General features: G+C 61.6%; 6 protein-coding genes and 1 pseudogene. 4 read left to right on the forward strand and 3 right to left on the reverse strand.

The window, feature by feature from the left end:
* On the forward strand, positions 1 to 3,832 hold a 3,832-nt coding region (locus tag A2J01_RS24435; protein ID WP_064113776.1), incomplete at its 5' end, for a type ISP restriction/modification enzyme.
* A gap of 389 nt (positions 3,833 to 4,221) precedes the next feature.
* Entirely contained in the window at positions 4,222 to 4,434 is a 213-nt protein-coding gene (locus A2J01_RS36015) for a hypothetical protein (protein WP_143173140.1), read from the forward strand.
* 42 nt (positions 4,435 to 4,476) lie between these two features.
* Here the strand turns inward: A2J01_RS36015 and A2J01_RS24445 are convergent, their stop codons facing one another.
* On the reverse strand, positions 4,477 to 6,534 hold the full coding sequence (locus A2J01_RS24445; RefSeq protein ID WP_178377376.1) for a DEAD/DEAH box helicase: 2,058 nt from the start codon (positions 6,532 to 6,534) through the stop codon (positions 4,477 to 4,479).
* A gap of 464 nt (positions 6,535 to 6,998) precedes the next feature.
* Between A2J01_RS24445 and A2J01_RS24450 the strand changes: the two genes are divergently transcribed.
* Positions 6,999 to 7,682 (forward strand): recombinase family protein, encoded by a 684-nt coding sequence (locus A2J01_RS24450; RefSeq protein WP_081377648.1) that lies wholly within the window; start codon positions 6,999 to 7,001, stop codon positions 7,680 to 7,682.
* A gap of 158 nt (positions 7,683 to 7,840) precedes the next feature.
* On the opposite strand, the gene A2J01_RS24455 is transcribed toward A2J01_RS24450, so the two are convergent.
* Positions 7,841 to 8,539 (reverse strand): ThiF family adenylyltransferase, encoded by a 699-nt coding sequence (locus A2J01_RS24455; RefSeq protein WP_082900950.1) that lies wholly within the window; start codon positions 8,537 to 8,539, stop codon positions 7,841 to 7,843.
* 11 nt (positions 8,540 to 8,550) lie between these two features.
* Here A2J01_RS24455 and A2J01_RS24460 point away from each other — a divergent pair, with 11 nt between their 5' ends.
* Positions 8,551 to 11,586 (forward strand): Tn3 family transposase, encoded by a 3,036-nt coding sequence (locus tag A2J01_RS24460; RefSeq protein ID WP_011331220.1) that lies wholly within the window; start codon positions 8,551 to 8,553, stop codon positions 11,584 to 11,586.
* Between the two features lie 126 nt (positions 11,587 to 11,712).
* Here A2J01_RS24460 and A2J01_RS36555 read toward each other — a convergent pair.
* Positions 11,713 to 11,950 (reverse strand): annotated as a pseudogene (locus tag A2J01_RS36555) (TetR/AcrR family transcriptional regulator); the annotation flags it as partial.

The following is an 11,950-nucleotide window of genomic DNA, read 5'->3' on the forward strand; positions in this document are numbered from 1 at the left end:
GGAAGAGCATTCCGCCGAGCTCACCTCGATGGACGACGAAACCGTTTACGGTCCCGAGTTCCACCGACTCTCATTCGGTGAGGCCGTCGAGCGAGGTCTGCTCACCGATTACAAAGTGATCGTGCTGACCGTCGACGAATCCCTGGTGGCAGCGCCGCTGCAGGATCAGCTTGCCGGGGTGCACAGCGAACTACGGCTCGACGACGCGTCGAAGATCATCGGCTGCTGGAATGCACTGGCCAAGCGTGCTGGCGAAACCCCCGAAGGAACAGGCTTCGCACCGGGTGCGGCGCCGATGCGCCGCGCGGTCGCGTTCGCGAAGGACATCGCCGCGTCCAAGCAGGTCGCCGAAGTGTTCCCCACTGTTGTCGATGCCTACCGCGATCTACTCGAGGGCAGCGAAAATGACGGGCGCACTGTCGATTCCACCAACCTGGACTTGACGTGTTCGGTGCACCATGTGGACGGCACGTTCAATGCGCTACAACGCAACGAGCAACTCTCCTGGCTCAAAGCCCCCCTGCCAGAGGGGGAAGCCCGGATCCTGACCAACGCCCGCTGCCTCTCCGAAGGAGTCGACGTACCGGCGTTGGATGCGGTGATGTTCCTGCACCCCCGCAACTCTCAGGTCGATGTGGTGCAGTCCGTGGGCCGGGTGATGCGCAAATCCGACGGCAAGGATTACGGCTACATCATCTTGCCCGTTGCGGTTCCGGCCGGTGTCAGCCCGTCCGAGGCGTTGTCGAACAACACCCGGTTCAAGGTCGTCTGGCAGGTACTCAATGCGCTTCGCGCGCATGATGATCGGTTCAATGCGATGGTCAACTCCATCGCATTGAACGCCACCTCGGACAAGAAGGACGGTAAGGGCAACGATCGCCTACTCGGTGGGCACATCGGACCCCTCGTCGAGGTCGGCGAGAGCTTCGACAACGGCAGCCGTAGCAGTGGAAGCAGTGCTGACGTCGCTTCCACCAGTGCAGATTCTGCCGAAGGTGCCACCCCCACCGGAGACTCCGGTGGGGGGATGGCAACGCAGATGGCGTTGTTCTCCCTCTCCGAATGGCAGGAAGCGATCTACGCGAAGATCGTCGACAAGGTCGGCACCCGCGCCTACTGGGAAGACTGGGCCGGCGACGTCTCCGACATCGCCGCCGCGCAGATCACCCGCATCAACGCCCTCCTCGCCGGCGCCGACACCTCAGTCGCCGAGGAGTTCGAGCGGTTCCTCACCGGACTGCGCGACAACCTCAACGATTCGATCAGCCGCGACGACGCGATCAGCATGCTTTCGCAGCATCTGATCACCAAACCGGTATTCGATGCCTTGTTCGCAGAGCACGACTTCGCCTCCCATAACCCCGTCTCGCGGGTGATGCAGTCGATGGTCGATACCCTCGACGACACCGGGCTAGAAGCGGAAACCGCCGGCCTCGACGGCTTCTACGCCTCCGTCCGCGTCCGCGCGACCGAGGTGACCAGCGCCGAAGGCAAGCAGAAAGTCATCGCAGAACTGTATGAGCGATTCTTCAAGATCGGGTTCAAGAAGCAGTCCGACGCCCTCGGCATCGTCTACACGCCGGTGGAGATCGTCGACTTCATCCTCCGCGCCGCCGACGCAGCCTTGCGGGATTCGTTCGGGCGTGGTCTGACCGACGAAGACGTGCATGTCCTGGACCCGTTCACGGGAACCGGTACGTTCATGACGCGGTTGCTGCAGTCCGGGCTGATCAACCCCGAAGATTTGGCGCGTAAGTACACGAACGAGTTGCACGCCAACGAGATCACGCTCCTCGCCTACTATGTGGCGGCTGTGAACATCGAAACCACGTACCACGCGCTCGTCGATCAGGGCGGCGACGCAACATACATGCCGTTCGAGGGTATCGTCCTCGCCGATACCTTTCAGATCACCGAAAACGGTGACAGCCTCGACTCCGAGATGTTCCCGCAGAACAACGATCGCATCATCCGCCAGAACGCCACCCCGATCAACGTCGTGATCGGAAACCCGCCGTACTCCGCTGGGCAATCGAATGCCAGCGAAAACAATGCGAATCGCGCCTATCCCACGCTCGACCGCGCCATCCAGAGTTCGTACGCGGCGAAGTCGACTGCGACATTGAAGAGCAAGCTGTACGACTCGTACATTAGGGCGATCCGGTGGGCGACGGACCGTATCGGTGACTCCGGCGTAGTCGCCTATGTGACAAATGGAGGGTGGATCAACGGAAACACCGCCGACGGAATTCGCTTGTCACTGGCCGACGAGTACTCGACTATCTACCTCTACAACTTGAGAGGAAACCAGCGCGGCGACTGGAAAAAGGAGGGAGGCAAGGTATTCGGCGAAGGCTCACAGGCCACGATTGCGGTTCTCATTGCGGTGAAGGATCCTTCTCACAGTGGACCGTGCCGTATCCACTACCGCGACATCGGTGACTACCTGAGTCGCGAGGAGAAGCTGGCGATTGTTGGCGGAGCAAGCCTCAGCACAATTGACTGGGCCAGTATCAACCCAAATCCTGAAGGGGACTGGGTCGATCAAAGGAACGCAGCATTCGGCGCATATACACCAATAGCAGTCAAGAAGACCGCGGGAATCGAGACAACTTTCTTCGCTGATTACTCTGGTGGATTGAAGACCAACAGGGATGCCTGGGTTTACGCATTTTCGCGCGAAGCCCTTGGAGAGAAAATCAAGGGCACGGTCGACTTCTACAACGAGCAGGTTGACGCCTATGAAGAAGCGGTGAAGAGCGGCTCTCAGTCTGGCGCCAAGGACACTGTGTCCTACAACGACAAGCGAATTAGCTGGTCGTCAGGGTTGATTCCGAAAGTTGAGCGTGGCCGGCGCCTCCAGTATCAGTCCGAACATCGCCGAGTTAGCGTCTATCGGCCCTTCTGCAAGCAGTACGCGTACTTCGACGACGATCTCAACGATCGGCGAGGCAAGCTGCCCCGGATGTTTCCGACTCCGCAACACAGGAACATCGGAATCTACATCCCGAATCCAGGAAACCTTGCTCCGCAGTTCATGTGCCTCATGACTGATTCAATACCGGACCTCGGTGCCGCCGGGATCAGCGCAGTCAACTTCTATCCCCGCTGGACCTACGAGAAGTACGAATCTCCGGACTGCGAGCTCGATCTCGCTTCCTCCGACACACTCCAGGTCGACGAGCACGGATACCGCCGTATCGACAACATCACTGACGGAATCCTCGCGCTCTATCGGGACGCGTTTGGCAACCAGGTCACCAAGGACGACATCTTTTTCTATGCCTACGGCCTGCTGCACGATCCGGCGTATCGCCAGGCTTACGCGTCAGATCTGAAGAAGATGCTCCCGCACATTCCGACACCCGAGTCCCGAGAGCGGTTCGAGCAGTTGCTCTCCGCCGGTCGTCGCCTGGCAGATCTGCACGTCGGCTACGAGAGCGTCGATCCGTATCCCCTTGACGTACAACTCAAGACGGGCTCATCGGCCGAAGACCGTGAGACGTGGCGGGTCTCGAAGATGAAGTGGGGCAAGAAGAAAGACCCCGAGACCGGCAAGAATGTAGACGACCGCACCACGCTCGTCTACAACCCGAAGGTCACCATCTCAGGGATTCCGGAAGAGGCTGAGCGGTACATGCTCGGCTCGCGTTCAGCGCTGGCGTGGATCATCGACCGCTACCAAGCCAAGACCGATAAAGCCTCCGGGATCGTCAACGACCCCAACGACTGGTGCGACGAACACGACGACCCCGCCTACATCGTCGACCTGATCAAGCGTGTCACCACCGTGGCAGTCGAGACCATGAAGGTAGTCGACTCGCTCGAATAAGGAGAAGCCGAAAGATCAGTAACAGGCGAGTGCCGATCTCCGGTAGCCGTTGTTTCTAACAATCTAGATTGTTAGAAATAGGTCTTTATCAGTACTTTCTCGAGAATTTCAGATCGGTCCGGTATCTCGCGGATCGGACCGATCTAGAAGGCACTTCAGCGCTTTCACTATCGGCGCCTGTGCTTTGACCTTCCGCTGCACGAGCGGATCAGACTCGGTGCGGCACTCGTGCAAACAGATACCCAGATTTAGGACACCAGAACGGCCGGTATTGCGCTGCGCGGTGACGGTGGCACGTCTGAGGGTGATCCTGGTGGGCGGCCAGGTAGGTATCGACGGCCCAGCGCGGAGTGTCAATACGTTAACGCGACTTACTCCAGCGCGCTGAGTTGTTTTCGGAGAAGTTCCAGATCTATTCGGGCGCGGTCGAGAATCTCAGTGGCCGCGCCCGGGCAGTACCTGATCTCCTTGCCGTCCTCAACAATGACGAGGTGGGTATCACCGGCAAGTATGTAATGCGCCTGCTTGCCAGTCCGGTGCGCTGCGCATTTACGTTGATGGTTTGTTCGGGGCGTTTCAACTCGGATGTGTCGCAGGACTGATTTGACGGGCATTTCAACTCCTATCTGCTTATTCGCTGCGGCTCAGTTACGTTGATCGAGTTGGATTCTCAGTGAATCCCGAACTGAATCAGCGATTTCGTCCAGGCGATCGAAGATGCTGGTCATCTGTTCGTGTGACCATTCACCGCGTGTCCCGTTGGGCATACCAATTTCCTGATTGATAGCAGCAGCGACACGACGAATCGCGATGACGGAATTGTGCTGTCGCGGACCCGGACTCACGACCATGAGCTGGTGACCGCGAGGTGGCAGCTTCAGATCTGCCAGTACACGGTTGGCAACTGATTTTGTGCGCTCGTTGACACGGGTCTTGGCTGACTGGCGGGCACGCTGCGGCGAGACCGGGATCGATTGCGGAACTTGCACTTCTGCAGCTGCCTGTTGCGCGAGTAGGCGTTCACGGAGCTGGTCTCGGCTGACCAGGTCACCCAACTTCAGCCCGGGCGCAATGTCCTTGTCGAGCATCTCGTCCAGCACTCGGTCATCGGAGGGGTCGAGATAGGTCTGTTCAACGAAGCGAGTCAGAATCTCGCTGTCGACCAGCATTCCACCATCGAACCGGCGGGCGCGTGGACCGCTGTTTTCGCCCTCCGCATCGTTGTCAGTCTGTCCGTCAACCCAAGAGTGAACGAGTGCTTGATCATCAAGGTCAAGCTCTCGAAACTCAGACCAACGAGCGTCGTTGTTCAGCCCGACGTGCGAAACTATGTGGCCTTGATTGTCAGGATGCTCGGGAGCGGACTCCTGGACTACGCGCATGACTCGGCCGACGAACTGAATGTACGGGGCAAGACTGCGGAAGGGTCTGAAAATGGCTGCGACGCTAAGTCGTGGATGATCGAAGCCTTCGCCCAGCATTTGAACCTGCACGATGCAGTCAAGTTGGCCTCGCCGCAGCCGTTCGATGACGGCGTCTTGGCTGTCGGGGTCCATCCCCGAGTGAATCTCAGCGGCCCGGTAGTTGCACTCGTTGTAAATGCTGGCAACTTGTCGGGCGTGGTCGACTGAGCATGCCGCGGCGATGATTTGATGCTGGATACCTGTTTGTGCCCGCATGCGCTCGCATTGCTGGATGCTGGTCTCGACGATGTGACGGTTACATTCGGGGCTAAGCGCAACGCCACGGCGGAACCACGCCTCTTCTCGCAGCTCAAGGACTTCTTCGAGAGTATGGCGGCGGTTATCGTCGGAGTAGTTAAAGTAGATTTCCGACGGCGCGACGTTGCGGGAGTGGATCTGCTTGATGTAGCCGTTGACCATCGCTCGAGTGAACGGGTAACGGTAAACGATCTCGCCGTGGAGTTGCTGCTGATCAGAGCGGAACGGTGTCGCCGTCAGACTGACGACCTTCGCATTGGGAAACCGACGGAATACTTTCTGCCAACTCTCTGCGGCGGCGTGGTGACCTTCGTCGACGAGAATCATGTCAAAGAAATCTTCGGGGAACTGGGGAAGCCAACGGTCGGCTTGACTCGCCAACTGCTGGATGTTACAGACAACGAAGTCGCTTTCGATCGCGTCGTGGAGGTTGGCATTCGGTCCGTCGAGCACGGCCATCCAGGGGCCAGCCGTGAAGTCAGACAGCACCCGAAACTTGGTCCAGAAGCATTGTGGACTGGTGACATCGACGGCGTCGGCGACGCCTTTTCGAATCGTAAGGTTTGGCGTGATTACCAAGACTCGCCCTTGGGCTATGCCGAAAGGCAGTGTGGCCATGATGCCGGTCTTTCCGCAGCCGACCGGAATCTGCACGATCGCAGGACTCCTGTCGGCCGAGAAATGTTCCCGGACCGCTCGGTGTGCTTCGCGCTGCGGTTCCCGCAGGGATGCGTTAGCTTCGACATCAGCGTTCGCTGTCGCGAAGACGCTGCTGTCAGCCCCGCTCGCTGCGGCTTCCTCGGCGCGTCGGTACTGCAGCCGAAAGGGTTCAAGGTCAGCTTGGCGGTAATAGCGGTAATTGCTTCCAGGTCGCCTTACCGCGCTCAGCGTTCCATCACGATCCCAGCGCCGAAGGGTCTGCGCGGAAACTCCCACGTAGGAAGCAGCTTCGGCAACTTTCAGAAAATTTTCATCAGACATAAGCAAAACCATACAACATTGCACAAGTCTAACAACATTGTTCATAACCTATTAGTGCTCACAAATTCAGAATAATGAGTCGAATCCAACCCAAAATGCTTCTAGGCGGAGCGGGTTTGCACCAGTCACAAGCTCGCGCAGTGGCAGAGAAACTATGGGGCGGAGCCTTGCCAGAAATGCAGACATTGGCGCGGATATCGCGATGACCGCATCTCTAGTTTGGCCGCGACGTCCGACGCAAAGTCCTGCGGCTGACATAGAAAACTTCCCGATCCTTCCTGATCTCGCCGACATGAGGAATCGCCGCAAACCTATCTGCGCACAGTCTCATTTCCTTGGTTCTGGGACGGACACGCGGCCGGCGGCCCAGATCGGATCACCCCAGCTCATGATGTCCTAGAAGTTAATTCCAAAACATCGTGTCGGAAAATCGAGACGGGAACAACTTTCGGTACTCTCCGGGCATGGAGTTGGGGTATGCGCGGGTGTCGACGACCAAACAGGAACTCGACCGGCAGATCGACGCCCTCAGTAAAGCGGGGATCGACCCGGCGAATATCTACGTGGACAAGAAGTCCGGCGCCACCACCGACCGCCCCGGGCTGACCGCACTACTTGAGTACGCCCGCGACGGCGACGTCATCGTCACGCACACACTCGACCGGCTAGGCCGGAACGTGCGCGACACTCTCAACCTGATCCACGACCTGCGAGAGCGTGGGGTCGGAATCCGTAACCTGGCCGACCCGATCCGGATCGACTCGAGCAACCCGGATGATCCGATGGCCCAACTCGCCGTCGTGCTGCTCGCGCTGTTCGCGCAGATGGAACGCACTTACACCCTCGAACGCGCCGCCCACGCCAGGTCGGTGGCGACAGCGAAGGGTCGGCGCACCGGCCGCCCGTCGGTGGTCAGCGAGTCCCAGCTCGCCCACGCCCTCCAACTGCGCGACGCTGGCGCCACCACCGCCGAGATTACCTCCAAAACCGGGCTAACCCGATCCACCCTCTACCGCCACCTGCCACCGCGGCCGGACGAGCAGGTCACCGCCACCGCACCACTCCAACGGTTGAGACCACGGACCGAAAATCCCACTCCTGCAACGGAAGTAGCCGCACTGACCCTCGCGCCGCCGACGATCGGCTGAGGCGCCGACGGACGACGGACGACGACCTGCCCGTCACGATCCGCAGATGGATCGAGACCCAAGGGTGAAATGCGGACCTTGATCTGTTGTGTGCCAATCACTCTCGACTAGTTAAAGCCGTCCCCGGCATCGAAACAACACGACGACAACCGCCTTGTTCAGCCGACCGATCGACCAATCGAGGCGATGGCCGCAGAAAGATAGAAGCGCACCCGCGACGGGCGCAATGTCTTCGCCTTGCCTGTCCGTGCATCGAAGTGGTGGACACGCGGAGCCGATGCCGGCGGGCGTCGGCCAACCAGAAGCGATATGGCTGTCGTCGAAACCACCGCGGCAGAGAGTTCGACGGCCGGAGCCACAGCGGGCGCTTCCAAGTGCCCCTGCTCGACGTGGGCGAGCACGTCCATACCGATGTAGGCGGGAATGCTCAATACCCACCGCCAGAGGGGGACACTGACTCGTCTCGATGCCAGGTCATCAAAGGTGACGGTGGGGGCCAAGCCGAGAAGCCGCTCGAAGCGATTTCCGTCCGGAGGGATCACTGTGTGCCACACCCCGAATCCGATCTCGACGGCCAGAACGACAGATACGGAGGCGCCGCGTGCCGTTCGAGCCAGCCGAAGCCCCACATCGGGAACGGTGTAGTCGGTGCCGTCGATCACCAAGTCCGACGAGGCAACCAAGTCCTCGACATTGTCCGGGGTGATTCCTTCTCGAACCACCTCCACGATCGCGCCGGTGCCGATCCCTCGGCACAGTTCGGCGACGACTTCGGCCTTGTTTCGGGGGTCGGGGAGCAGATTGACGAAATCCGGCGCTAAGGGGCAATCGCCGAGCGACCTTGCGCTGTAGGTGATTTCATGTCGTCGTGACTGATGAGGGCGGCTATGGCCGGTTCGGTGCGTTGTCTCGGCAGGAGCTGGAGCGTTACTGCTACTTGGATGACGAGGACCGGCGGCTGATCGCTGCGCGGCGGCGCGACTACAACCGTCTGGGGTTCGCGGTGCAGGTGGTGACGGTGCGTCACCTGGGAATGTTCCTGGCTGATCCGCTGGATGTCCCGCCCGCGTTGATCGAGTATCTGGCCGAGCAGTTGGAGATCTCCGATCCGTCGATGGTGAAGCGGTACACCGATCGGGAGAAGACCAAGCTCGAACACGCCTGGGAAATCCAGCAGGTGTACGGACTCAAGCCGTTCGGCGAGATGGAGTCGGAGCTCACGTCGTGGATCGTCGACCAGGCGTGGATGACCGGCGACGGACCGAAGGCGATCTTCGGCGACGCAGTGACATGGCTGCGGAAGCGTCAGGCGCTGCTGCCGGGGATCACCACGTTGGAGCGGCTGATCGGCGACGGCCGCAACGCGGCGGACGCCCGGTTGTGGCGCCAGCTCGGCGAGCAGCTGACCTCGGAGTCCGCGTCTGCCTTGTTGCGGCTGCTGGAGGTTCCTGCGGAGGGCGGGCAGAAGGTCAGCGAGCTGGAGCGGCTGCGCAAGGGCGTGTTCAAGGCGTCGTCGAAGGGGATGCTCGCGGCGCTGCGCAGGGTTGTCGACCTGCAAGCGGTCGGGGTGGACAGCATCGACGTGAGGGCGATCCCGCCGCGTCGGTTGACGGGGTTGGCGACCTACGGGTTGGCGAGCAAGGCCGCCGCGCTGCGGCGGCTGCCCACGCGTGAGCAGCGCTTGGCGGTGCTGGCCGCGACGGTCGTTGTGTTGAGCGCGCGGGCGGTCGACGACGTGTTGGAGACCTTCGACATGTTGATGACGACGAAGCTTCTGTCCAAGGCCGAGCGGGAGTCTCGCGAGGAGAAGCTGCGTCGCTATCCGAGGGTGTCACGCAACGCAGGCAAGCTCGCGGCAGCGGTGAAGGTGCTGCTGGAGATGGTCGAGGTCAACCAGGACGTCGGGCTGGGCGTGGTGTTGGACATGATCGAGAAGACCGTCACCCGGGCCGAGTTGCGGCACGCGGTCCAGGCGGTCGACGAGCTGGTGCCCGCCGACGACGCGGAGCTGGATGGGCAGCGGTTGATCGAGTTGGCCGGCAAGTTCGCCACGGTCCGCCCGTTCCTGTCGATGCTGATGGACACGATCGAGTTCGGCGCGACCAGTGACGGCGCCGCCGTCCTGGCGGCAATGAAGACCCTCGCCGAGCTGCTGACATCCAGGTCGTCGGGCAAGATCCCGGCAAACCTGCTGGACGCCCGCAAGGTCGACCACGACTTGATCGTCGGCGCGTGGAAGCGCTTGATCTACACGCCGGGCCGACCGGAGGGCACCGTCGACCGGAACTCCTACACGATCTGCGTGTTGGAACAGTTCCACCGACACCTCAAGCACCGCAGCATCTTCGCGGTGCGTTCGTCGCGGTGGCGCGACCCGCGGGCGCACCTGCTGGCAGGCGAAGCCTGGGAGGCTGCGCGTGACGCCGGCATGAACGCGCTGGGCCTGCCCGCCGCGCCGACGCAGCTGCTGACCGATCACGCGACGGCGTTGGAGACCGCTTATCGGGAGTTGGCCGCACGGCTGGGCGAGGACACCCCAGCCAGCATCGACGCCGACGGCAAACTGCACGTCGCCGCGCTGGACGCCAAGGCCGAGCCCGCGTCGCTGGTCGACCTGCGCCGCCGGGTGGAGGCGATGATCCCGCGTGTGGACCTGCCGGAACTGGTCACGGAGGTGATGAGCTGGCATCCCGGTTTCACCGAGGCGTTCACCCACACCTCGGGCAACGAGGCCCGCGTCGCCGACCTCGGCTTGTCGGTGGCGGCCGTGCTCTGTTCCTATGCGATGAACGTCGGGTTCAAACCGGTGACAACGCCTGGTGTCGACGCCCTGACCAGGGATCGGCTGCTGCACGTCGACCAGTGCTACGTGCGGGCCGAGACCATCGAGGCGGCCAACGCCGTGCTGGTCGACGCCCAGGCCGACATCCCCCTGGCCCAAGCGTGGGGCGGCGGGCTGGTCGCCTCGGTGGACGGGATGCGGTTCGTGGTGCCCGTGCGCACCCATAACGCCCGCCCGAACCCGAAGTACTTCGGCCGGAAACTGGGCATCACCTGGTTGAACATGCTCAACGACCAGTCCGCCGGGCTGGCAGGCAAGGTGCTGCGCGGAACACCTCGCGATTCGCTGCACACCATCGACGTGATCGTGTCCCAGCACGGCGGGCGGATTCCGGAGGTCATCATCACCGACACCGGGTCGTATTCCGACATCGTGTTCGGACTGCTGCATCTGATCGGCCGCCAGTACCGGCCGCAGCTGGCGAACCTGCCCGATCAGCGGTTGTGGCGCATCGACGCCCGAGCCGACTACGGGCCGCTGGACAAGGCGGCGCGCGGGGTGATCGACACCGCCAAGATCGCCGCGCACTGGGAGGACATGTGCCGGATCGCGGTGTCGATCCACTCCGGTGAGGTGTCGGCGCACGAGGTCACCAGGATGATCTCCCGCGACGGGCAGCCGACCGCGTTGGGCCAGGCCATCGCCCATTTCGGGCGGATCTTCAAGACCCTGCACATCCTGCGCCTGGCCGACGACGAACCTTACCGGCGCGAGGGCAAGGCCCAGTCCAATCTCGTCGAGGGTCGTCACGACCTGGCGCGCACGATCTATCACGGCCGCAAGGGCGAGATGACCCGCGCCTACTACGAGGGCATGGAAGACCAGCTCTCGGCGCTGGGATTGGTGCTCAATTGCGTCGTCGTGTGGAACACCGTCTACGAGAACCGCGCCCTCGCCGCGCTGCGAGCCGGCGGATACCCGGTGCTCGACACCGATGTCGAGCGATTGTCGGCGTTCGTGCGCGCCCACATCGGCATCGACGGGCACTACAGCTTCCACCTGCCCGACCCCAGCGGAGTTCACCGACCGCTGCGCGACCCGGACGCCGACGACGACGAGTAGCGCGAGTCGAAGGGTGGCGGATGACCGCTCAGGACCTGACGACGCATGTCGGCGGAAGTCTCTCCTGAGCCGCGAAACAGGCCACGGCCTGCACCTCTACCTCCGACCTGACCCAACAAACTACCGCTAGATTACGGTCACGGAGAGCGTCAGTTTGTCGCTGTGCGGCACGCCCGTCCGGTCGAGGAAGTCACACATGTCATCGATCATCGGCTGCATGAGCAGCTGCCCCAGCTGACGAACCATCAGCCCGATGACCTGTGAGGACTCGGATCGCCGTGTCGAGGTCTTGCCCGAATAGCGGAGTTTGGAGATCTCTCTGCGACTCAGGTCGGTCAGCCGCTCGAGTAACTCGCTCTTTCCC

This window comes from Rhodococcus sp. EPR-134 (genome assembly GCF_001647205.1).
GTDB lineage: Bacteria > Actinomycetota > Actinomycetes > Mycobacteriales > Mycobacteriaceae > Rhodococcus_F > Rhodococcus_F qingshengii.